The sequence below is a fragment of the Pseudoalteromonas sp. 1CM17D genome, from assembly GCF_023161805.1.
GTDB lineage: Bacteria > Pseudomonadota > Gammaproteobacteria > Enterobacterales > Alteromonadaceae > Pseudoalteromonas > Pseudoalteromonas atlantica.
Genome location: NZ_JALNTP010000001.1, coordinates 442,997 through 466,971, shown reverse-complemented (window position 1 = coordinate 466,971; position 23,975 = coordinate 442,997). Strand labels below are relative to the sequence as shown.

Here is a 23,975-nt window from a genome sequence, read left to right as displayed (position 1 = left end):
CACAATATGCAAAAATTTTGACTAAAAAAACATAATAAAATGCTTAATTTACCGCTACAACCTCGTTATTTACTTCCACCATTATTTTTGATGCTTTTTAGTATTGTTTTTGCTGCATTTGATTTAAATAATTTACTTGAATTTAACCGAGCACTCATTGAAAACGGCGAAGTTTGGCGAGTGTTTACCAGTCAATTTGTACATGCTAACTGGGCGCATTTAGGATTAAACGCATTAGGCGTATTTTTAATTTGGTTGCTGCATGGCGAATACACGTCGCCTGCGCGTTATGCCTTTAATGTGTGTTTTTTAGCACTGTGGTGTGGGCTCGGCGTATTATGGTTTTGCCCTGCTATATCTATTTACACGGGGTTAAGCGCCCTATTGCATGGTGTCATTATTTGGGGAGCGGTGAAAGACATTACCCTATCGCTTAAATCGGGTTATTTATTATTTATAGGCGTGTGGATAAAAATAATAATGGAGCAAGTAAACGGCCCCGATGCAAGTATTGGCCAATTAATTGATTCAACGGTTGCCATTGATGCGCACTTAATTGGCGCGGTGGGCGGCACATTACTAGGCATACCTTTAGCAATTAAATACTTAAAAAATAGCGATTAAGCTTTTCAATATTAATAAAAACGCCGCGTTAGTTAACGCGGCGTTTTTGTTTTTATACTTTAATTTAAAAATTTAAGATTAAAGCGTTTCTTTAAATAATTTATGAATACGGCGGTATTCATCTAACCAGCTTGACGGCTGCACAAAGCCATGCGGCTCTACCGGGAAGATAGCTGTTTCAAAGTTTTGTTTTTCAAGTTCAATTAATCGCTGTACTAAACGTACTGAGTCTTGAAAAAACACGTTATCGTCAACCATAGGTGCGTTAATTAATAAGCGCTTGTTTAAGCCCTCAGCGTAATAAATTGGCGAGCTGCGCTCATACGCAATGGGATCTACATCTGGGTGATTTAAAATATTAGCCGTGTAAGCGGTGTTGTAATGCGCCCAATCGGTTACTGGACGAAGTGCTGCCCCAGATTGAAATAGCTCAGGGGCAGTAAATAGCGCCATAAAGGTCATAAACCCGCCGTATGAGCCACCGTATGTGCCTACTGCGTTGGTATCAACATTTGCGTTTTGCGCCATCCATTTAACGCCATCTGCTAAATCTTGCGTTTCAGGTGTACCCATTTGGCGATAAATCGCAGTACGCCAATCGCGGCCATAACCTTTAGAAGCGCGGTAATCCATATCCATCACTATGTAACCTTCATCGGCAAGTAATGAATGAAACATAAACTCACGAAAATACACAGACCAACCCATGTGTGAGTTTTGTAAGTACCCTGCTCCGTGGTTAAAAATAACCGCTTTACGGGTTTTGCCTGTTTCACCTTCTACATAGTCACTTGGGTAATACACCTTGGCATAAATAGGTTGCTCTGTGTGGCTAGATGGCACGGCAACTATTTTAGGTGCGGTGAGCTTTTTAGCTAAAAATTCATCCGACACCGTATGGGTGAGCTGTGTAGCCGTGGTGTTAGCTTTAGCATCGGCAACAAAAAGCTCTGTTGGCATTGTTATTTTAGAGTGCTTAAGCAGTAATTTACTTTCGTCTGGGCTTAACGTGTAGTCGGTCATACCGTTAAGGTCTGTCACTTGCTCGTTTTTACCTGTTTGTGGGTTAACACGGTAAATTTCGTAAAGGCCTGGGTGTTCTACGTTTGCCTTGTAATAAATAGCGCTATTATCATGAGTTAACGTAATGTCCGATACTTCAAACTGGCCACTAGTTAAAGCGGTTGCTTTGCCGTTAAGCGGTTTTTTGTAAAGCTGACTATAGCCCGACTCTTCTGATAAGTAATACAGGGTGTTTGAATTATGTAACCAGCCAAAATTGTTAAACGCGTAAGCTATCCAAGCATCATCATGCAGGCGGTGCTGCGACACAAGCTCGTTTTTATCAAAGTCGATTGTGGCTATCCAGCGGTCTTTGTTATCCCACGCCTCTAGCATAATGGCAACTTGCGTGCCGTCATCGTTCCACACTATGGGAGCTTGGTTTAAACCCCAATTAGTAATTAAGTTAATACCGCGTGGCGCTTTTTTAGATTTATACGTTTTACCATCACGCGCGTAGTTTTCTTTTTTAACCTCGGCTAAAACATCTTCATCAAAGCCCGGTAGCGTATCAAAGCTCAGTGGCGTTTGTGTTTTATCTATAAGGTTAATGTGTATCACCGATGATGTTTGCTCTTTTGCATCAGCCACACGACGGCGCACTTTTTTAGGCTCAATAGTGGCATCATCGGTGATGTAGTTAGGCATAATATCGCCTTTATCACGCCACGATTGCTGCTTTTGCAGCACAACAATTAAAGCATCACCGTTTGGCGATAGTTGCGCTTCTTTAATTACATTGCCATCACCTAAATAAAAAGCGGTGTTAGCAATGGAGCTATTTTGCGCGTTTATTTGTTCATTGCGTGTTTGTGTATCCTGTTTGTTTTTATGTTGCAGCGCCACAAACTCAATCAGTTTATGCTGCTCTTTTGCTATGTAACTAGTTGGCTCTTGTAAGCCTTTTGGCTCATCGGCCAATTTTAAGTTAGCAAGCTCTGTACTTAGCCCTGTTTTTAAATCAACTTTAAAAAACACATTGCCTTGGCGGTAAACTAAATCGCCATTGTTTAAAAACTGTGGTTTAGACTCATTAGCTGAGGTGGCTGTTATTTGTTTAAGTTCACCCGTTGTTAGGTTTTTAACAAATACATTGCCTTTAAACGTATAAGCTTGAAGTGTTCTATCTGATGAATAAACCGCTTTAGAAGCACCTACAGTATGCAGTTTATCAAGTGAAACTTGCATCGCTTTTTTGCTGTTAATTGGCTGGCTATAAATATCGTTTAAGTTACTGCCTTGCTGCTTTTGAGCATAAATAATGGTGGCTGAATCACTTGCCCAGTACGCATTTTTAGGCTGGTTGCCAATCCAATCAGGATTTGCCATGGCTTGTTCTAGCGTAATATTTTGCGAGCCAGCATCAGCAGGTGTGTTTACAACCGCAGCAACGGGAGTTGCTGGTAAAGCGCTTTGCTGTGATGAAGAGGTATTAGCGGTAGCACTACAACCTGCAAGCATAATGCTAGAGGTTACAGCAAGCGCTACTAATGTTTTTGATGACGATAGGTTAAAAATCATAGTGCTTCTATACGGTTATTATAATTGAGCCGTATTTAAGCAGAAGCACTTGAGTTATTGCAATTTTTTAAGATAAATAACGCATTTTCACGGTAAAGCTGAGTTTACTCTATTAGCAAATCGAGCCACACCAATCGGTGATCGCTCGATGCGTTTCTATCTTTTATTAATCTATATTGCTCGCTGTTTTTAGTGGGCCAAAACACCCCGCCATCGTGTATTTTAAACCCATAGGTAGAGGGTAATACATAATCTACACGCGCTTGCCAGTTAGCGGTAAAGTGCTTTGCGTATGACTGCGGGTACTGCTCTTTAGCACCGGCGCTTTGCGGTATAAATTGCGAATTTATAAGTGGGTTATTTAAAATTTGATTGGTGGTTTCAACCCGTGCTTTATCCCCTTCAGGCGCGGCGTTTAAGTCACCTAAAATAACAAACCGCGAGTTTGCTTTTAATCCACCTTTTTGGCCGTTATCGTCGTAAATATAGGCTTTATTAGCAACATAATCGGCAATTAACCTAACTTCGTCATGATTACGTTTGCCGTTTCTGTCTTCGTCACCATCAAACACCGGCGGTGTTGGGTGCGAGGCAAGTACATGCACTGTTTTATTGTTTACTACAACAGGTACATCCCAAAACGATTTAGAGCTAAGCCTAAGCGCTTGCCATTCTTGCGTGTTATACCAATTCTCTTTTGTTTTAGGGTCTATTGGCATTTGCGCATTAGGCATATCTTTATATTTAAACGTTTGAAGCGTGCGCAGTTTCTCAAAGTTAATGGGGTATTTAGATAAAATAGCCATCGCGTAATGGCCTTCAAAAAAACCAAAACCTTGCGCATCGCCCATTACAGCGGTTTTTTTACCGTTGTTATCAAGGTCAAACTCAGTAGCAAGGCCTGTATTTACAGGGGCAATAAAACTGTATGGGTAATCAATGGGGTCTTGTTTATTTTGGCTTACATTTAAAAACTGGCGTTTAAAATAATCTATACCTTGCGCTTTTGGTACATAGTCAAACTCGTTTAATAAAATAATGTCAGGGCGAACACGCTGAATTATTTCGGCTATATTTTTTATTTGCTGGTGGTTTGATTTTAGTGCATTAACTAGCGCATCGGGGTTAACTTGCTCGCCTTTTGGCGTGTGATTAGTTGCATCCATACTCACATTAAAGGTGGCAATACGAAGGCTTTGGCTGGCTGTAGCATTTAAACTAAATGAAGCGGCAATGGCTAATGCGCCATAAAGTATGTTTAGTTTCATTTTTTTACTTCAAAAAATTAAAAAATAGACTTTACCAGTATTACACAATTAATACCTATTTTTATGACAAAAAAATACCGGCTTAAGCCGGTATTTAATTAGTTAATTGCAGCCTTTACTCACTTAGCATAAGTGCAGTAGCAGCTTTTAAAATGCCGGGGTACGCTTGCTCAGGTAGGTAATCGGTAAGTTGCCCAAGCTTATCGGCAAGGTTATTAATGTTATCTGCAGATACATTAATATGCCCCATTTTACGCCCAGGTTTTGCCGTTTTTCCGTACCAGTGGCTGGTTACATCACTGACTGTTAAAACCTCGGTAGGAATACATCCTTGGCCCAACACATTAACCATGGCGGTAATATGCTTAAGCTCTGTATTACCTAGCGGTAAACCCGCTACAGCTCGCATGTGGTTTTCGAACTGCGAACAATGGCAGCCTTGCTGTGTCCAGTGCCCTGAGTTATGAACTCGCGGCGCAATTTCGTTCACCAGTAAAGTACCGTTTACATCAAAAAACTCAATGGCAAGTACGCCAACATAATTAAGCTCGTTGGCAATTTTTGTAAATGCACTATGGGCCTGCTGCTCAACCAGCGTGTTATTTTTACCTGCAATTGACAAAGTAAGCACGCCGTTGGTGTGCTCGTTTTCAGTAATTGGGTAAATAGCCACATTACCTTGCTTATCGCGTGCACCAATAATAGAGACTTCACGGTCAAACGGGATCATTTTTTCAGCAATAATGCTGTGTGGAGCATCCTGTGTGCCACAGGCAATAAAATCAGCCATTTCCGACCAAATTTGCTCTATTTGGTCATCTGATTTTAAACGCCACTGCCCTTTACCATCGTACCCTGCTTGGCACGTTTTAATAACCAGCGGTTTGCCTAGGGTTTTAACCGCTGATTCTAAATGCGCTTTTTCTGTGATCAGTTGATACGGCGCACATGCTACGTTTGTTTTATCTAGTAGCGCTTTTTCTAATGCGCGGTCGCCACCGGTTTTAATGGCAGCTTTACCTGGGTAAAATTTATTACTGTTACAGCAAAGTGTAAGTACATCATCGGGGATATGCTCAAACTCTGCGGTAATCGCATCAGCGTCACTAATTGCCTGCTCAAGTGTCGTTGTGTAAATTTCACCGGTTAACGGATGCATAATTTTTTGGCTGCCTACGTCGTACGCAACCACATTTAAATTAAGGGGGGCGCCTGCTAGGCTCATCATTCGCGCAAGTTGGCCGGCACCTAAAATTAAAATTTTCATTTTTACTCTGCAGGATTAGGGTTAGCTAAAATAGTCTCGGTTTGCTCTTTACGAAATGCTTCAATTTTTGCAAAAATTTCTGGGTTTTGGCACCCTAAAATTTGTGCAGCAAGTAAACCTGCGTTAGCAGCGCCTGGCTCACCAATAGCAAGTGTACCTACGGCTACGCCTTTTGGCATTTGGCAAATAGATAACAATGAATCTACACCGTTTAAGGCTTTAGATTTAACTGGAACACCAAGCACAGGAAGCGATGTAAATGCCGCTGCCATACCCGGTAAATGCGCAGCACCACCGGCGCCAGCAATAATCACTTTTATACCACGATCTGCGGCTGAATTTGCATAATCTGCAAGAAGTTGAGGAGTGCGGTGCGCAGAGACCACTTTTGTTTCGTACTCAATACCAAATTTTTCGAGCATGAGCGCTGCGTGTTCCATGGTTGGCCAATCTGATTTAGAACCCATAATAATGCCAACAGTCATAAATACTCCTCAGTAATGTATTTTAAAAATAGCGGACTTATGTCCGGTTTTAGGCGGGTATTATACCCAAACCAAGTTTAATTGCGACTCACAAAAACAAAAAAAGCCACGTTTAAACATGGCTTTTAAAGGGTTGCAGTTACAAAGTGCTTATACTTCTTTGCTTGCTAGGTATTCGCTATAGTTGCCTCTAAAGTCAATCACCTGGCCGTCTTTTATCTCCCAAATACGGGTAGCAACCGATGATACAAACTGGCGATCGTGCGATACAAACAGTAAAGTGCCTTCGTACGCTTCTAATGCAAGGTTTAACGCCTCGATAGACTCCATATCCATGTGGTTTGTTGGCTCATCCATTAACAGTATATTTGGTTTATGCATCATAATTTTACCAAATAACATACGGCCTTGTTCACCACCTGAAATAACCTTTACAGACTTTTTAATATCGTTTTGCGAAAACAACATGCGTCCTAAAAAGCCACGAACCACTTGCTCGTCGTCGCCTTCTTGTTGCCATTGCTCCATCCACTCAAACAAGTTCATGTCTTTTTCAAACTCGTCAGCATGATCTTGCGCGTAGTAACCAATATTGGCATTTTCAGACCACTTAAACTCGCCCGACTTAGGTGCTAAACGCCCAGCAAGCGTATTAAGTAAGGTTGTTTTACCTACACCGTTTTCACCGATAATAGCAATGCGCTCGCCTACTTCTACTAAACCTTCTAAATTTGAAAACAACGTATTGTCTTCAAAACCTTGGCTTAGGTTGGTCATTTCTAATGCATTACGAAATAGCTGTTTTTCTTGCTCAAAGCGAATAAACGGCGATTGGCGAGAAGAGGCTTTTACTTCTTCTAACTGAATTTTATCAATACGTTTTGCACGCGACGTTGCTTGTTTAGCCTTTGACGCGTTTGCAGAAAAGCGCGATACAAACTGTTGTAGTTCAGCAATTTGGCTTTTCTTTTTCGCGTTTTCACTTAATAGGCGCTCACGTGCTTGTGTTGCTGCAAACATGTACTCATCGTAGTTACCTGGGTAAATACGAAGTTCGCCGTAATCAATATCGGCCATGTGCGTACATACTGAGTTTAAAAAGTGACGGTCATGCGAGATGATGATCATGGTGCAGTCGCGTTGATTAAGCACATCTTCCAACCATTTAATGGTGTAAATGTCCAAGTTATTGGTTGGCTCATCAAGTAGCATAATATCAGGGTCAGAAAACAGTACTTGCGCAAGTAACACACGTAGTTTAAAACCGGGTGCTATTTCAGACATAGGGCCGTAATGCTGCTCTGTCGAAATACCTACCCCTAATAAAAGCTCACCCGCTTTAGACTCAGCTGAATAGCCGTCCATTTCGGCAAACTCAGTTTCTAAATCGGCTACTTTCATGCCGTCTTCTTCACTCATCTCTGGTAATGAGTAAATGCGATCGCGCTCTTGTTTAATATCCCATAATTCTTTATGGCCCATGATCACAGTATCAATTACAGAGTATTCTTCGTAAGCAAACTGGTCTTGGTTTAGTTTAGCCACACGTTCATTTGGATCTGTACTTACGTTACCTGCAGAGGGCTCTAGTTCGCCACTTAGGATTTTCATAAATGTAGATTTACCACAGCCGTTTGCACCAATTAAACCGTAACGGTTTCCTTCGCCAAACTTTGCAGATATGTTTTCAAATAACGGTTTAGCACCAAATTGCATGGTGATGTTAGCTGTACTAATAATAGCGCTACCCTCCAAGGGGACATGATGTATTTAAATTGCGCGCAGTTTAAACTAAATACAGCTTTTTTTCTATGAAAGTTTAAGGTTGAAAGCGTATGAACTATGCCCTATTCCACTCATTAAAGGCGTAAATTAATGCCTAACAAATAGTGCCTAAAAACGCGATTAAGCCAGTGAATGCTTATTCAACTAAAAAAATGCGCTTAGCTAAAAATAATAGCGCGATTTGTACGCCATATCAGGGTTTAAATTTTAATTAATAAACCCGTTTAACTTAATAAGTCGATTGTTTATCGCAAAGCATTTTAAAAAACAGATAACTGGGTATATATTTATGATATAAAATGCTTTTTAGATTTTTTGCACTAGCGTTTTATTTTTATCCAACATGAAAAAAACTCAATTTAAAACCCACTTACTTGCGCTATTTTCAGCACTATTTACGTAGTTTTTAATCAAAAAAAACCTATCCCTTAACAGATAAAAAACACCATTAACCTCCAGTGAATATTTATTCATTTTTGGTGTTAATTTCATTGATTATTTTTCACTTTTGAGCCTATTAGGGCTTTGCTAGTCTTCATGCCTTCTAAATTTAATGTCACTTTTTAAAGTTAATACACACAAGGCATCACAAATGATTAAAAACTTTGTAACCCTACTATTAGGAACAAGCATAGTAGTTGCGCCAGCTGCTTCAGCAGTAGAGCTCTATAAGGATGAAAAGAACACTATTAAAGTAGGTGGTTACCTTGATGTGCGCGTTATTAATACGCAAAACCAAACCGAAGTGGTAAATGGTACATCGCGTATAAACTTTGGCTTTACTCGCCAACTTAAAAAAGACTGGTCGGCACTAGCGCTAGTTGAATGGGGTGTAAACCCTGTTGGTAGTAGCGACATTATTTATAATAACCGCTTTGAATCTATTCAAGATGAGTTTTTATATAACCGTTTAGGTTATGCTGGCCTTTCGCACGAAAAGTACGGGCAAATTACCATTGGTAAACAATGGGGTGCGTGGTACGACGTAGTTTATGGCACCAATAACAGCTTTGTATGGGATGGTAATGCTGCGGGTGTTTACACATACAATAAAGACGACGGTGCAGTAAATGGTACTGGCCGTGGTGATAAACTAATTCAATACCGTAATAGCTACAACGACTTTAGCTTTGCAGTTCAAGCGCAACTTAAAAACAGCGAATTTTATACCTGTGATGTTGATGACATTTCTGAAGAAGCGTGTGAAGCCCTATGGAATACTGGCGACAGTGCAGCTCAAGAAGTAGAATTTAACTACACCTTTGGTGGGTCTGTAACTTATAACGCAACCGACATGCTAACGTTAACAGCAGGCGTAAACCGTGGTGAATTTGATGTAACGTATGGCGATGGCACAACACAAACTGTTGAAGACTTAATTTTTGGTGCGGGTGTAATGTGGGGCAGCATTGAAAAACCAGGTTTATACGTTGCCGCTAACATAAATAAAAGTGAAAACCACGATACCGATAACCTAGGGCGCTTAATTAAAGACTCTATTGGTGTAGAAACCTTTATGTCGTACCGTTTTGATAACGATGTGCGCCCTTTTGTGGCTTATAACATTTTAGATGCCGGTGACGATTACGTTATTCAACCTAACTTTAATACCGATCCTAATGATGTATTCAAACGTCAATTTGCTGTGATTGGTGTTCATTACTTAATTGACGAAAACACCATTGCCTACGCTGAAGCCCGTAAAGATTTTAGCGACTTTGAAAGTGATGACAAAGACCAGCAATCACAAATGGAAGCCACAGAAGACGACGGGATTGCATTTGGTTTTAGATACAAGTTTTAATTTCCCACCATAACAACACACAAAGCCCAGCTATATGCTGGGCTTTTTATTTTAAACGTTAAATGATGAAAAAAATTAAATGTTTGAAGGCGTTAACAATCGCTATTATTTGTTATAACACTTTATAAAAGCTGTGTGCGCTGCGTATTATTTATTCCTTGTAAGCATGCTTATAAATTCACCCGAAAATTAATGGAGAGAAAATGAGTTCACTCAAAACCGCCGGTAATTTTACTCTACTATGCATAGCCAGCTTAACCATAATGGTTGGTACCCTGTTAGCGCCGGGTTTAGTTACTATTGCTGATGGCTTAGGCATACAAAGCAACAGCGTATTATTAATTACTTTACCTTCTTTAGGTGCGGTGGTGTTTGCCCCCCTAGCCGGAAGATTAATAGACAAGTACGGCGCATACCCTTTACTTATAATAGGTTTATTTTTATACGGATTAGTGGGTGCATGTGCCTACTTTTTACATGGCCCAACCTTAGTATTTATTAATCGTTTTGCATTAGGTGGTATTACAGCAATAGTGATGGCAAGTTGCACCGTATTAATTTCAACGTGGTACAGCGGCGAAGCCCGACTGAATATGATTGCCAAACAAGGCATGGCGATAGAGCTAGGTGGCGTTATATTTTTATTTTTAGGCGGGGTTTTAGCGTCAATGTATTGGGGATTACCCCTTGCTTTGTATTTAATTGCGTGGGTATTTTTAGCTATGTTGCTCATGTTTGTCCCCCGTAAGCAGCAATTGAACGCCCAAAACACAGAGCAAACTCAACAAATAAAAAAGAGCAATTCAAATGCATTAACGCTTAAAGGGGTTTATATAGTATCAACCCTAGCTATGACCATATTTTTTACCTCTACCGTGCTTTTACCTATTACCTTGCACGCACTAAATTTTAACGAGTCTGAAATAGGCCAACTATTGGCTTTTATATCGTTAATTGCGGTATTTACAGCGGGATTTATGCCTAAAGCAACTAAACGCCTTAGTGAGAAAAATGTACTAGCAATCGCATTTTTTTCCTTTGGTTTATCATACCTTTGCTTTATACAATCAAGTACATTGATATTAGTATTAGGCGCGCTATTAATTGGTATTGGCTTTGGTTTTAGCATTCCTCTTTTAAACCACATGACCGTAGAGCTAAGCCCTGAAAATGTTCGCGGACGTAACTTATCGTATTTTACAATGGCGGTGTTCTCCGGTCAGTTTTTTACCTCTTTTATGGAGTACATACCTGGGGGTGAACATAACGTATTTATAATATGCAGTATTTTAAGCGCCGTTGTAGCTATCGCCCTTCTTGTAAAACCTAAAGCGCACTAAGTAGCAATCAATAACCGGTAAAATTATCAAATTAAGTAGCCAATTATCTCCCATTTATTGGCTACTTTTATTCTTTTTCACTCATTAGCTAAGTTAAGCACTTAACGATAACTTAGTATGATGTGTTCTTTTGCTGTAAAGCCACCAGCGAATTTGTATTAATTGCATTAAGAGTATATAAACACAGTTTAATTTATTTTTTGTGCAAAAATAAATTAAAACAACTTCCCTCTGTAACTCGTTAATAACATTAAACTAAGTGAAGTGCTATCCAGTTAATTCCTTATCATAAATAGATAAAACACCGATAGCTGTATATGCATACAGTTATCGTTTGAGACTATCTACCTATTTTTAATAAATGTACTATAGCCAGCTAACCCCTTTGATACACTCAGTGTTGGATTATCTGAATGTTCAGCACCTTCGTTTATAGCGCTTTGCCACACAAGGTTGTTATTAGGGTTTGCTATTAAAGCAGACTCTAAATTATCAAACGCTTTTAACATTAACGGATGTTCTGCACCACCCACAGAAAGGTATAAATAAGTAGGCGACTTAATTTTATTTGCTTGAGTAGTTAAAAATGCTTCTACATTATTAACCACTGTCATATCGTCATACCAAGCCGCTGGGCTAAAAGCAAAGTAGCCATTAAACAGTTCAGGTTTTGTATGCAGTGTATAAAGCACAAAGCTGCCACCTGCCGAAAAACCACTTAATACACGGTTATTACTAAGCTTATATTTTACCGATAAATACGGAAGTAACTCAGTTTCAATAAACGCTAAAAACTTGTCAGCTTCACCATTTGGCTCTATAAGTGTTTCATTTTCTGTGCGCGCTTGTGTATTTACATCTTGGCGAGCATAAGGAGGCACTAAATCGCGATTACGTGTATCTGTAAAAAACAAATTAGGAATAGACACCAATATAGCCTTATCCCCTTTTTCGCTCTTAGCTTGTTTTGTAAGTACTTTATCCCATGTATCTAAATTAAAGTTACCATCGGTTTTAATAATTAACGAATACGCTCTTTTAGGATCGTAATTAACGGGTAATCTTATAAACACTTTGCGCGACTCATTAAGCACGCTTGAGTTAATTGTTACGTCGGTATAGTGCGATACATAATGGTTGTAATAGCGTATGGCTAAAATACCGATAGCAAAAATGACTACGGCTAAACTTAAATTAATAAAATAGTGTTTTGTTATTTTTATTGCCATGCGTCATTCCTTTAGATGTTTAGGAGTTATTTAATCGAGCTTAACCCACTGCTTAACTTCAAGTGCAGTCATAATCAGCTCTACAGAAAAAGCGGCCAGTATCATCCCCATCACACGCGTTAAAATAGACGCCCCGCCAATACCAATTAGCTTTATAATTTTGCCCGACAGCAACAACAAAATTAAGGTTACACCCAACACTGCCAGTGTAATTAACGCTGTGCCTATTTGGGTTGTAATTGGATGAATGTGATTATCGGTAAGTAATATAACGGCTAAAATAGCCCCTGGTGTGGCAGTAGCAGGTATAGCAAGCGGAAACACTGCAATATCGTGCCCTGGGTCTTGTTTTGCTTTGTTAGAATCATTGCCAAATATCATTTGTAAGCCAAACAAAAATAAAATTATCCCGCCCCCTAACTGAAACGATACCAGCCGTATACCCATCGCATTTAAAATAAGCTGCCCTATTAAAATAGAGCCAAGTAACACAGCGCCTGCATATAGCACAGTTTTAAACGCAGTTTTACGACGTTGTTGATCAGTTAAATGAGAAGTGAGCGCAGCAAAAAGCGCCATAGTCCCTATTGGGTCAATAGTGGCCCAAATAACGAGGGCATCTTGAGATAGTTTTTCTAGCATATAAAATCCTTGTTAAGCGAACACGTTTTAAAAACTCGGGTAACAAATTCATTTGCTTACGCTTAACTATAAGCCAAATTGGCTATTTTTTATATTGCATTTGTTCCTCTTATGATGAAATTTACTAACGTGTATAATGCAAATGCAGCACTAATACATTACTAATGCAGTACTAAACGTGTTTATACCAGATAGAATGCTCACCCAAGCTAAAGCCTAATTTAACTAATAAGTTATGCGAACGCGCATTATGTGCACTTACCTGCGCCGCTAAGTAATTAAGCGGTATAGCCTCTTTAAGTGTTTTAACAAAGCCGGTAATTACCTCAAACATAATGCCCTTATCCCAATACATAGGATCAAGCTCAAATCCAATAAACGCCCTACTTTTACAAGGCGATAAATTATAAAGCCCGCAGGTGCCCATAAGTTTGCCATTTATATTATGTTCAATTGCCACTCTTATCACTTCGCCTTCGTAATAGGCGGTAATATCGTCTTGTATTAATTGCTTAATTTGGCATTTACTTAATGGGGTTATATAGTCGTTAAATTCGCTCACTTGCGGGTGATTCAAAATAGAAAATAACTGCGGGGCATGCTTATGGGTAATTAAACGCAATGTAACGCGTTCAAGCTGAGTTGTTTTAAACATTTTATACAGGAGTTAAAATAGCGCTTTATGGTTAAGCATTATTAACTTACCATAGCGTATTCACAAGTATTATCTTTATAGCCAATATTGAGAGCAATAATGAGCGACGATTTTAAAGTAATTCAACCTACCACAACCGTATACTGCCCTAAACGTGGTGAGGGCTGGACCCTAACAGGCATTACTAATATAAACGAGTTTACCTCGGTAATGTTTGACGGCACACGTTATACACTCCCCGCACGCGAAATAGTAGAAGAGCTGTTACCAAACCAACTAGCCCGAGAGCAAAATAATAGCTAGCGCCCGTGTATAAACGGAAGTGGCTGCCACTGTGCAGCCAACTATATATAGAGTAACGAAGGATTAAAATGTATCGTCTTCACTGTATACATTTACTTTTAACTCGTCTTCATCTTCAAAAACAACAAACGAAATAGGCTTACAACATACTTGGCAGTCTTCTATGTATTGCTCACCAATATCTGCAGCGTCTAATAATACTTCTATGCTTTCGCCGCAATACGGGCAACTTATCGATTTTTCGGTTAACTGGTTCATTTAACACCTGCTACTTTTATCTCAATGCTTTCACTTTAATAAACACACTCTAATAATACAACATTGTGCTATTGAGGTTAGCTAATGTACGTATGGCCTTAATTAAAAACCATTACGTATATTACTTTTTCCGCTATTCACGTTAGCCTACTAAAAACAATGAAATAGGTTTTACAGTTAAAGGGTCTAACTATTAAGAATATGTATTTAAACTCATACTAGAGGTAGATTATTATATGAAAAAATCACTTACGCTTGCATTAACATCTGCCGCAATGTTGTTTAGCACCTTTTCACATGCAGCCAAAACCGAAAAAGCAGTTTTAGCCGGTGGATGTTTTTGGTGTATGGAAAGCGACTTTGAAAAGCTCAAAGGCGTAAAAGATGTTATATCGGGTTTTACCGGCGGTAAAATTAAAAACCCGACCTACAATGGTAACCATCAAGGTCATTACGAAGCAGTACAAATTACTTACGACCCTGATGTAGTAAGCTACAAAGGCATACTTGATCATTTTTGGGTAAATATTGATCCCTTTGATGCCAAAGGCCAATTTTGCGATAAAGGCCCAAGTTATTTAAGCGCCATATTTGTAGCTAACGAGCAAGAGCGCAAAATAGCAGAGCAAACCAAACAAGCCGTAATAGCAGAATTCCCAAATCAAACAGTGGTCACGCCAATACTTAATGCCAGCACTTTTTACCCAATTAAAGGTAAAGAAAGCTACCACCAGGATTATTATAAAAATAACCCCATACGCTACAATACCTACCGCTGGCGCTGCGGACGCGATAACCGCCTAGAAGAAATTTGGGGCGATAGAGTCACACATTAAAAACTATTGTTAGAACAATTGATGGGTTTACACAAACCCATCCCCATTACAGCTATCTGCTAATTCTATTCATTCCGCCCCTAATTATAAACATTATTTTGATACTGTTTCCTAAAACAGCTTATTTATCTAACTTTATAAATATAATAAATTGCACTCCTAGATTGATAAAACCTAATTCAACAACTGGAGTTACACATTATGTCTGCCACCCAATTACAACTTGCTCGTGCTCTAGCGTTACCTTCGAGAGAGGCCATGTTAAATCGTGAGCACTCTGTACAGCATTTTTGGTACAACAACGACCAACTACTTACACAAGCCTGGAAAGAGTGGGAAGAAACCGAAGTAGATACAACCACCTTTACCCTTGACGATTCATTACTAGATAAAAACTTACGTGAAGCCGTTAATGCTGCATGGCAAGATCCATCAAAAGAGCATTTAGTAAAATCACTACTAGAAGAAGTAGCAACTGATGTGTATCAGTTTCAATTTTTTGATCCTGAGCGCCTAGCAGTTTTACGTGGTTACCTAGAAAAAGTATGGAATGCTAACATTCCTATGCGTCCACCATACGGTATTGTATTAAACCGCCGCGGAGCTATGCTCGACGAACGCTCAGAGGGCTATTTAGCTGCTCCTAGTTTTCAGGCATTTTATAACCAAGTATTAAATACATACATGCGCCCTATTTCACGTTTATTGTTTCCTGAAATCATAGGTTTCGATACCCAAACATTTGGGTTTTCTATTTATTACGACCCAAGTACAGATGCGTCTATTCGTCCGCATACCGATGCATCATCAGTAACATTAAATATTAATTTAAACTTACCTGGGGAAGAATTTAGCGGATCAGAGCTTGATTTTTACGACCAAGTAAACGCAAAAGTTGTACAACTTAGCTTTAAACCAGGCACCGCCATGATCCACAAAGGCAATGTGCCACACGCGGCAAAACCTATAACCAGTGGCGACAGAACAAACCTAGTGTTATGGCTTTTTGGCGATAATGGCCGTATACCAGCACCGGGGTCAAAACGTACAGATATTGACGCAAAAGAGCGTTGGACTACGCCTAAAACAACGCCAGACGGCTACGCACCTTTTTAAACGGTGCCAAGTTTAACCTTTTGTGCCTAATACTTGCCCATTAAAGATATTTAATAATACTTTAATGGGCTATTTACTTGTTGCATAACCACTTAGTTACTATCTTTTTAGTATGCCAAGTTAATTTAAACAGCCTAATGAAGTTAAACTTTTTTATAATAACCACAATAACTACACTGCTTGTATCCTCTTTTGCCTGTGCATCGCCTACTAAACAAAAATTAGTTGTAGGTTTTGGCGAAACCCTACCACCTTTTGTAATGTCACATACCAACAGCGGGCTAACCCTCGATATTATTAAAGCCGCATTAACGCCTTTAGGTTATCAAATAGAGCCACGCTATTACCCTTATACTCGCCGCGCTAAAGAGTATATAGATGGAAAGCTCGACATACTAGCCGACATAAACTTAAGCACAGAAAACGGTAATCTCCTAAGCGGTTATATTTCAAATGAAGCCTATGAATACGAAAACGTTGCGATAGCCCTAAGGAGCAAGCATTTTAACTTTACTAAAATCTCAGATTTAACACATTACAGCTTAATCTCGTGGCCCAGCGCCGGCATACATTTAGGTGAAGAATATGCAAAAATGGCAAAAGCCAATACACAATATTACGAAGTGCACGACCAATCTCTTCAAGTTAAAATGCTTTTTTCAAACAAGGCTAATGTCATTCAAATGGATAAACAAAGTTTTGATTACTATCGCTCAACCCTTAAAGGTATTGATAGCACACAACCTGTAGATCACTTTGCGCTGTTTGGTAAAAGCCCTAGTGGCTATTTATTTAAATCAAAAAAATTACGTGATGACTTTAATATTCAGCTGCAAAAGTTAAAAAATTCAGGCGAGTACTCTAAAATATTAAAAAAATACAAACACGCCAAATAAAAAAGGTCGCTTTAACTAAGCGACCTTTTTACGTTTACAGCGCAAAATACCAATTAAAACTTATAAGAGGCAGAAAATTTAACGTTACGCGGTGTACCAGGTTGTACCCATGCATCGGCAAACGAGTTTGTGTAATACGTTTCATCAAACAGGTTATTTACCTCAGCCGTAACACCAATCGCGTCTGTTACATCGTAATTTACAAATACACGCGCGGTTGTATAACTGGGTAGTTTAAAGTCGGTACCAAAATAGCCATTGCGTTCGTCTACAAATAATAGCCCGCCACCAAATTTAATTGCATTGCCATATAACTCGCCCGATTTAACAAGCTGAAAGCTAAGTTGATGCTCTGGTACATTTAAAAGTGACTCGCCGGCCTCTACTGTGTAGCCAAAGTTAGCATCAAAAAATGAGTTTTCTATTTGGGCATCTACATACGCATACGACGCCCAAATTTCTAAACTATCGCTAAGCTCACCCGTTAGGTCTATTTCTATTCCCTTACTTTGCGCTTCGCCAATGGCTGCGTAGGTAAACGCTGTTGGGTCATCTACTACTAGCATGTTGTCTTGATCTACTTTAAATACGGCAACGGTACCAAATAACGCGCCATCGTTAAGGGTAAATTTTACACCTAGCTCAGCAGAGGTAGATTGGTTTGGCTCAAAACCATCGCCATTGGCATCAGCACCCGAAAGCGGGCGAAAGTTTTCGCCATAGGCTGCATATATAGATACATAATCACCGGCTTCATACACCACACCAAACTGCGGGCTCACGCGCGACTGCGTTTGTTTAGTATTAGTGCCTGCTAAACGGTTATTTAAGCGCTGCTCGTAATCATCAAAACGGGCACCAATACGAATATCTAACTTATCGGTTACGCTTATTTGGTCTTGAATAAATACCCCTACCGACTCTTGAATCTCTACGCGGTCGGTATTAGATGTAGGCGTTGGTAATTCATACGCGCCGTATACAGGGTTAAATACATTAATGTATTGATCGCCCCGTACACGTAAAATAAATTGATCGTTTTCAAATTTATCAGCGTCAACACCCATAATTAAACGGTGCTCAAAACCGCCAAGCTCAAGGCTGCCGCTTAGCTCTGCACGCAATACATGGTATTGAGCATCAAAATCGCGGTAGCGCCTAAAGCGGTTTACTTCGCCATCAACTACGCCGCCAAAACCGGTTTCGGTTGCAAAGCCTTCCATAGAGGTATCACGGTAGTTTGCACCAAATAAAATGCTCCAGTTATCATCAAAGTCATGAATGTACTCTAACTGATGCCCTAGTACATCGGCTTCAATTGGGCCATCGCCCGGCTCACCTAAAAAACGGCTTTGTGGAATAAGCCCAAGCTCGCCATCTATGGCTAATACGCCTCTATCAAACGGCACTTCTTGGTCGCTGTATTCAAGCTCGTAAACAAGTTGGCTGCTGTCGTTAATATTCCACACTATTGACGGGCTAAAGCCGTGTTTAGTGGTTTCTATGGTGTCTCTAAAGCTCTGGGCGTCTTCGTAAAAACCAACCAGTCTAATTGCAACGTCATCGTTAAGCGCTGTGGTGTAATCTACATCGGCGCGGTAAGTATCAAAACTTGCTACCGAGAGCTTAATTTCACCTTGCGTATCAAACGTTGGGCGTTTAGTAACTAGGTTTACTGTACCACCTGGCTCACCACGGCCAAATAAAGCCGCACGCGGGCCTTTTAAAACCTCAACCGACTCAATACCCGACAAATCACGCGAGCCACCAAAACCGCGCCCAGCATTAAAACCATTTACTAAGTAGTTACTGGGTAGATTTTCATCGCCTACAAAGCCACGTAACGAAAAACTATTCCAAAGCCCTCCAAAGTTATTTTGCCGTGCAACAGAGGCCGATAAGTCAAGCGCTTGGTCAAGGCTTACTGCACCTGCATTTTCAAGGGCTTCTAAATCAATTTTAAGCTCTGATTGTGGAGTTTCTAGTTGGCTAAAGTTACCTTGGTAAGCTTGACGCGTAGCAACCACAGACAGCCTTTCAATGTTTGTGTTAGCACTGTGTGTTTGCTGGTTTTGATCAGCAGCTAAAACCTGGCTGCTAAATAAGCTTACTAGGCACGCACTTAAATAGGTGAGCTTAAGCCCTGTTGTGTTGGTTTTCATTGTGAACCTTGTTAGTAATATAAGTATTTTATAATTATGGTGTTGTTACTAGGTGCGCTAAACAGCGGCGGTTAGCGCGCCTAGTAAGGATTACTTTGCTATAGCCTCAAAGCGTGGCATGTTATTGAGAACTGATTTAGGCGGGTTACCCTTATAAAATAACCAAGGGTAATAAAACTCACGTAATTGCTGATGATAATCGCGAATTTGCTGCTCGTATGCATACGCCGCTACTGAGTCGGTTTGGGCGGCGCGTGTTAAGCTGCGCTGCAATAATAGCGGTGGCGAAAACCACGACACAACGCCTGCTAAATCATATTTTTTAGCGGCTGCGTCTCGGTATGCTTTAGAGAGCTGCGCTGCTTTTAAATCGCCCATTTGCTGAAATGCGTAATACCATTTCCACTCAAACTCACTGCTCATAGCAATGTATGGAGCAAGTGCTGGGTACTCTTTAATAAAAGGCTGCATAGTGGCAGATTTTGGTAAATCCCATGCATCGTTTACGGCTTCACGCTGAGTAAGCATAATGTCGCCACCCTTAGGCGAATGCACCGACTTGTTTATAGCAAGGTCGCCTAAAATAGGAATAATAAAAGCAAATAATACCCATAAGCCAATTAGGCCAGAGGCCACGCGCGGGGCACTAGTTGCGTTTTTGCCCCACCACACACTCAGCGCAGTCCAAAATGCAAGGTATGTAATACAAAGCAGCGATACATACGCAATTTCAAACGCGCTTGCCCCAGCTATAAATGCACCTATAAAAAATGGCAGCATTAAACACACTATTACAGCTAAAAACCTTACCGTTATACGTGCGCCCCACAAAGCAAAGTACGATTTAGCTGTAGTAACCAGTAAGTCGTGCCTGCCGCTGGTGCGCTCGTTTGCAAATAAGTCATGAAACAGCAAAATAATAACCAGTGGTGCTAAGGCGCTAATTACAAATACAAAATCAATTTTACCGGCCTGTGCCAGCTCGGCATTTTGTGCATCGCTTTCGTAAATTTGCCCCTCTATGGCCAATAAATTAATACGGTGTTTCCACGGGAAAATATCGCGTTCCCCTAATGCTGCAAAAGCAAGGTTAGATGGCTGAGAATACGTTAAATGAAAACTGTAATAAGCCAACATGCCCGGATCGTCTTGCTTTTGCTGCACTTTAGCGCGATCGCTTTGATCTGAAGCTTTTAAACGCTCTATTGTTTGCTGCTGCGCGCTTACTTCGCTAATCCCGCTATATATTGCAAAGCCCGATAAAACAAAGCTACATAACAGCAATACCACAAGGTACTTTTGACGGAGTAAAAAGCCCCATTCTCGTATAAGTTGTGTAATTAAATAACTCATATCAAACGTTTTCCTACCAATTTAATACCGCCTACAAGTACTACAATCCACAGTATTAACTGTAAAAAAGCAGGTACACTTCTTTGCGCGCGAACATCTGCGCTATCTACATCAAAGGTAAAGTTTTGCAGTATTTGCCAGTTCTCTGATCCTACGCGCGCTTTTTTAGTAGCCTCGGTATTGGCGTTGCGGTTCATATCAACTTGGTAATCAAGCTTTTCAATGTGTACTTTGTTAAGCCCTTGCACAAAATCAAAGCGCAGCTGTTCGGTTTCGCGTAAAAAGCGATGATGGGTTTCTATGCTTGTGCCCACTACAATCATCGACAGCGAGCGAATAGCCACCATAGGCGATACCCAACCAAAGTAACGCGATACCTGCGTTTGTTTAAGCTCACTTTGCATGCGCTGCTCGGCAAACTGGTTTAATACCTTAGTTTGTTTGGCCTCTGATTCACTGGCCACTAACCCTCTAAAGTTTACTGGCAGCTCATCAATGCTGTTTACGTTGTATTTTTTAAGCAGAGATTGTTTAAATTGCTTAAAGGCGGGGTCGTTGGTGTTATGGCCATCACCTAGTTTTCTAAGTTCAGCTTTTACTGCAAAGTCGGTTTCTATTTTACCGGCCGATGGCACAGCCGTAGAGGCACTGGTACTTGCTACGCGCGGCATAACAATGCACAGTAAAATCCACACAAACGCAAGCGCTGTAAAGCTACCACTATTTTTACTAAACACGCTCGATGCTAATAAAACAACTAACACCCACACGCTTAAATACAATGCATAGCCCACAATAAAACTAACAACTGCTAAAAGGCTCTCACCCGCGCTAAGCGTAAATAACGCCGACACCGCTAATGGCGCAATAATTAACCCAACAACACACAAAAGCGCCAGCCCTTTACCCGCAATAAGCGTGCTGCCCTTGGTGCCTTGCGCCAATAAATACGACAGCGTTTGCGATTCGCGCTCACGGCTAATAGAGCTGTAACCAATTAAAATAAGCAGTAACGGCGCTAATGTTTGCACAATAAAAGCAGGCGTTAAGCTGCCCAGTTTTGTTAAAGCTGTGCCTTGTCGCTGCTCGGCAAACATTGCACTATTTTGCCTATGCCCTTCTAAAAATATTGAGTTACCTGTGTAGGCATCAATCCCTGGGTCGAGTGTGCTAAGTGGTGTTGGCGTTCTAAAAGCGTAATGCCCGTAATGCACCATTCTGTGTGGATGGCGATCGGGTTGCTCAGCAAAGCTTTGCTCTGCATTGCTTTGTAATTCATTACGAGTGTGGCTAAGTTCGTGCATTGTTATGGCAGTAACCACCACAGATGAAAGCGTAAGTAATAAACCAATGGCTAAAACGGTCATCGCCAGTTTTGAGCGAAGCCAATAGCGCCACTCATCTTTGGCAACTATCACCATTTTTGAAAAATTATTTTTGCTCATTACGCGCCTCTTTGCGCAAACGCGGCATGAACTTGCTCGGTATCAATACGGCCTTTTTCTGGCGCGTCAAATTCGCCCACCAGCTCGCCCGCTCTTAATAAACCAATTCGGTTTGCAACTTGGCATGCGCCGTATACATCGTGCGTTACCATTAAAATAGTGGCGCCGGTTAATGCAAGCTCACGCACTAACTGGTTAAACTCATCAATAGCAACAGGGTCAAGGCCCGATGTAGGCTCATCGAGCAAAAATATCGGGGCTTGGCGTAAAATAGCCAGTGCAATCGCAGTTTTTTGCCTCATGCCTTTAGAATACGTTTGCATAGGACGCTCCCATGCAGCTTGCTGTAGCGCTACACGGTTAAACGCAGCATTAATTTGCTCATCGGTTTTTTTAATATCAGCAAGCGATAAAAAATACGCCACGTTTTCGCGGGCAGTTAAATGCGGATATAACGTGGCCGACTCTGGCAAATACGCCGTTTTACCGCGTACAAAATCAAGTGCCTGTGTTACCTCTTTGCCCGCTACTTTTACAGAGCCTTGAGTGGGTTTATTAAACCCAAGCAAGGTTTTTAACGTGGTTGATTTACCCGCACCATTACCGCCAAGTAACGCGTAAATTTCGCCTGAGCCTACGCTAAAGTTTAAGTTTTTTAAAATAGCGTTGTTTTTAATGCTAAAACTTAACGAGTCCACTTCAATAATGGCTTCGCTTTTAATTGTTTGAGTAGCTGCTTGAGTAGCGGCTTGAGTTGTATTTAGGGCTTCATTACGTGTTTGTTCCACACGTGGAGATTCTTTCGGTGATGTTTGATTAACAGCTGTAGGTGTACTCACATTCAAACTCTATTAAGGGAAATTAGAATGCAGTGAATGTTATACTATATCAAATATATATTGCAACACTATAACATATTAATAATTAACAAATGATGCAGATGTTTTAATAGTGTTACCCACGTTGGTTTATTCAACGGGTTTTGCCTATTACAAAATCCATCACCATTTAGGCTAAAATCATTTCAAACGCAGCGTTTAAAATTAAGTACTTAAGTTATTTACGCCTTACCTTTAAAGTAAATTGAACAATGAACTTTTAAATTGCTAAAATGCCAACCTATTTTTCTATCAAGAGATACAATGGCAAATTTCAATACTCATCTTAATACTGCAGTCATCATCACAGGTTTAGGCTCGGCCACTTTATTAACTGCAGGCCATATTGATTTAAACGGCGCACTTTGGTTATGGTTTTTAGGCTCAATTGGCGGCTTATTACCCGACATAGATTCAGATAACTCAAGCTCGCTCAATACTATTTTTAACTTATTCGCACTAAGCGCTGTATTACTGGTGCTGCATTACATAACCACCGAGCTAATAATCGAAATTAGCTTTATTGAGCTAATAGTAGTGCCGTTATTGGTGTACGGGTTCATGAAATACATTATTAGGCCCATTTTTGAATGGATCACCGTGCACAGAGGCAGCTGCCACTCATTATTATTTTTAGTGCTATGCGCGCTGTTAACAACGCAAGTAACGTGGCAACTAAACGAGCAAACAACCACACAAGCAGCCACCTTTGCCTGGTTAACAGGTGGGTTTATTTTACTCGGCGGGTTAATCCATTTATTACTCGATGAGCTTTACAGTGTAGATTTAAATAATGTAACCATTAAACGCTCTTTCGGCACCGCGTTAAAAATAGCCGACTTCGACAATAAATTAATTACCTTGGCATCAATAATTGCCATTGCAGGTTTAATCTATGTAGCCCCGCCTACAGAGCAAACTATTACCGCATTAAGTGATTGGTCTCACTTTAGGCTTTTATCTTAATAAATAACATTTATAGGCTTAGTCACACAAAATACCCATAAACATTGTTTATGGGTATAAATGCTTTTTTGAAGTGATTG

General features: G+C 40.3%; 21 protein-coding genes. 8 read left to right on the top strand and 13 right to left on the bottom strand.

Annotation, left to right across the window (positions count from 1 at the left end; translation table 11 throughout):
• The first annotated feature begins 39 nt into the window (after positions 1 to 39).
• Complete coding sequence (rrtA, locus tag MSC25_RS02090; protein ID WP_248442329.1) at positions 40 to 624, top strand: rhombosortase; 585 nt, start codon at positions 40 to 42, stop codon at positions 622 to 624.
• A 78-nt stretch (positions 625 to 702) separates the two neighbouring features.
• On the opposite strand, the gene MSC25_RS02085 is transcribed toward rrtA, so the two are convergent.
• From MSC25_RS02085 to MSC25_RS02065, 5 genes are all read right to left on the bottom strand, one after another.
• Positions 703 to 3,207: a prolyl oligopeptidase family serine peptidase gene (locus MSC25_RS02085; RefSeq protein ID WP_248442327.1), complete on the bottom strand. Its 2,505-nt coding sequence runs from the start codon at positions 3,205 to 3,207 to the stop codon at positions 703 to 705.
• Positions 3,208 to 3,311: 104 nt separating this feature from the next.
• Positions 3,312 to 4,475 carry an endonuclease/exonuclease/phosphatase family protein gene (locus tag MSC25_RS02080; RefSeq protein WP_248442326.1) on the bottom strand — a complete coding sequence of 388 codons (1,164 nt, stop codon included), beginning with the start codon at positions 4,473 to 4,475 and terminating at the stop codon, positions 3,312 to 3,314.
• A gap of 115 nt (positions 4,476 to 4,590) precedes the next feature.
• A complete protein-coding gene (locus MSC25_RS02075) occupies positions 4,591 to 5,742 on the bottom strand; it encodes a 5-(carboxyamino)imidazole ribonucleotide synthase (RefSeq protein ID WP_248442322.1) in 1,152 nt (383 codons plus the stop codon).
• Positions 5,743 to 5,744: 2 nt separating this feature from the next.
• A complete protein-coding gene (gene purE / locus MSC25_RS02070; RefSeq protein WP_024033606.1) occupies positions 5,745 to 6,227 on the bottom strand; it encodes a 5-(carboxyamino)imidazole ribonucleotide mutase in 483 nt (160 codons plus the stop codon).
• 150 nt (positions 6,228 to 6,377) lie between these two features.
• Positions 6,378 to 7,967: an ABC-F family ATPase gene (locus MSC25_RS02065; RefSeq protein WP_083901794.1), complete on the bottom strand. Its 1,590-nt coding sequence runs from the start codon at positions 7,965 to 7,967 to the stop codon at positions 6,378 to 6,380.
• Positions 7,968 to 8,604: 637 nt separating this feature from the next.
• Between MSC25_RS02065 and MSC25_RS02060 the strand changes: the two genes are divergently transcribed.
• Together MSC25_RS02060 and MSC25_RS02055 are read left to right on the top strand one after the other, a co-directional pair.
• Entirely contained in the window at positions 8,605 to 9,816 is a 1,212-nt protein-coding gene (locus tag MSC25_RS02060) for a porin (protein ID WP_096739642.1), read from the top strand.
• Between the two features lie 203 nt (positions 9,817 to 10,019).
• Positions 10,020 to 11,156, top strand: coding sequence for an MFS transporter (locus tag MSC25_RS02055; protein WP_096739641.1), 1,137 nt, complete (start codon positions 10,020 to 10,022; stop codon positions 11,154 to 11,156).
• Positions 11,157 to 11,500: 344 nt separating this feature from the next.
• On the opposite strand, the gene MSC25_RS02050 is transcribed toward MSC25_RS02055, so the two are convergent.
• The 3 genes from MSC25_RS02050 to MSC25_RS02040 all read right to left on the bottom strand — a co-directional run bounded on the left by MSC25_RS02050 (position 11,501) and on the right by MSC25_RS02040 (position 13,682).
• Complete coding sequence (locus tag MSC25_RS02050) at positions 11,501 to 12,385, bottom strand: alpha/beta hydrolase-fold protein (protein WP_096739640.1); 885 nt, start codon at positions 12,383 to 12,385, stop codon at positions 11,501 to 11,503.
• Between the two features lie 30 nt (positions 12,386 to 12,415).
• Positions 12,416 to 13,027: a MarC family protein gene (locus MSC25_RS02045; protein WP_096041735.1), complete on the bottom strand. Its 612-nt coding sequence runs from the start codon at positions 13,025 to 13,027 to the stop codon at positions 12,416 to 12,418.
• A gap of 172 nt (positions 13,028 to 13,199) precedes the next feature.
• Positions 13,200 to 13,682, bottom strand: coding sequence for a GNAT family N-acetyltransferase (locus MSC25_RS02040; protein WP_248442320.1), 483 nt, complete (start codon positions 13,680 to 13,682; stop codon positions 13,200 to 13,202).
• A gap of 99 nt (positions 13,683 to 13,781) precedes the next feature.
• On the opposite strand from MSC25_RS02040, the gene MSC25_RS02035 reads away from it, so the two are divergent.
• Entirely contained in the window at positions 13,782 to 13,985 is a 204-nt protein-coding gene (locus MSC25_RS02035) for a hypothetical protein (protein WP_004586614.1), read from the top strand.
• A gap of 63 nt (positions 13,986 to 14,048) precedes the next feature.
• Here the strand turns inward: MSC25_RS02035 and MSC25_RS02030 are convergent, their stop codons facing one another.
• The gene (locus MSC25_RS02030; RefSeq protein ID WP_004586615.1) at positions 14,049 to 14,243 is read right to left on the bottom strand and encodes a CPXCG motif-containing cysteine-rich protein; all 195 of its coding nucleotides are present in this window, start codon (positions 14,241 to 14,243) and stop codon (positions 14,049 to 14,051) included.
• A gap of 236 nt (positions 14,244 to 14,479) precedes the next feature.
• On the opposite strand from MSC25_RS02030, the gene msrA reads away from it, so the two are divergent.
• The 3 genes from msrA (at position 14,480) to MSC25_RS02015 (ending at position 17,091) form a co-directional block, all read left to right on the top strand.
• On the top strand, positions 14,480 to 15,079 hold the full coding sequence (msrA, locus tag MSC25_RS02025; protein ID WP_138576380.1) for a peptide-methionine (S)-S-oxide reductase MsrA: 600 nt from the start codon (positions 14,480 to 14,482) through the stop codon (positions 15,077 to 15,079).
• 201 nt (positions 15,080 to 15,280) lie between these two features.
• Positions 15,281 to 16,195, top strand: a complete 915-nt coding sequence (locus tag MSC25_RS02020; RefSeq protein WP_248442318.1) for a 2OG-Fe(II) oxygenase family protein — start codon at positions 15,281 to 15,283, stop codon at positions 16,193 to 16,195.
• Positions 16,196 to 16,332: 137 nt separating this feature from the next.
• Positions 16,333 to 17,091, top strand: a complete 759-nt coding sequence (locus tag MSC25_RS02015; RefSeq protein WP_248442316.1) for a transporter substrate-binding domain-containing protein — start codon at positions 16,333 to 16,335, stop codon at positions 17,089 to 17,091.
• A 53-nt stretch (positions 17,092 to 17,144) separates the two neighbouring features.
• Here the strand turns inward: MSC25_RS02015 and MSC25_RS02010 are convergent, their stop codons facing one another.
• The 4 genes from MSC25_RS02010 to MSC25_RS01995 all read right to left on the bottom strand — a co-directional run bounded on the left by MSC25_RS02010 (position 17,145) and on the right by MSC25_RS01995 (position 22,773).
• The gene (locus MSC25_RS02010; RefSeq protein WP_248442314.1) at positions 17,145 to 19,253 is read right to left on the bottom strand and encodes a TonB-dependent siderophore receptor; all 2,109 of its coding nucleotides are present in this window, start codon (positions 19,251 to 19,253) and stop codon (positions 17,145 to 17,147) included.
• Positions 19,254 to 19,343: 90 nt separating this feature from the next.
• Entirely contained in the window at positions 19,344 to 20,606 is a 1,263-nt protein-coding gene (locus MSC25_RS02005) for a DUF3526 domain-containing protein (RefSeq protein ID WP_248442312.1), read from the bottom strand.
• A complete protein-coding gene (locus tag MSC25_RS02000; protein WP_096041728.1) occupies positions 20,603 to 22,051 on the bottom strand; it encodes a DUF3526 domain-containing protein in 1,449 nt (482 codons plus the stop codon). The genes MSC25_RS02005 and MSC25_RS02000 overlap by 4 nt, the downstream gene beginning before the upstream one ends.
• The gene (locus MSC25_RS01995; RefSeq protein WP_167381761.1) at positions 22,051 to 22,773 is read right to left on the bottom strand and encodes an ATP-binding cassette domain-containing protein; all 723 of its coding nucleotides are present in this window, start codon (positions 22,771 to 22,773) and stop codon (positions 22,051 to 22,053) included. Before MSC25_RS01995 ends, MSC25_RS02000 begins: the two co-directional genes overlap by 1 nt.
• A 420-nt stretch (positions 22,774 to 23,193) precedes the next feature.
• Between MSC25_RS01995 and MSC25_RS01990 the strand changes: the two genes are divergently transcribed.
• On the top strand, positions 23,194 to 23,895 hold the full coding sequence (locus MSC25_RS01990) for a metal-dependent hydrolase (RefSeq protein ID WP_096041726.1): 702 nt from the start codon (positions 23,194 to 23,196) through the stop codon (positions 23,893 to 23,895).
• Positions 23,896 to 23,975: the final 80 nt, after the last annotated feature.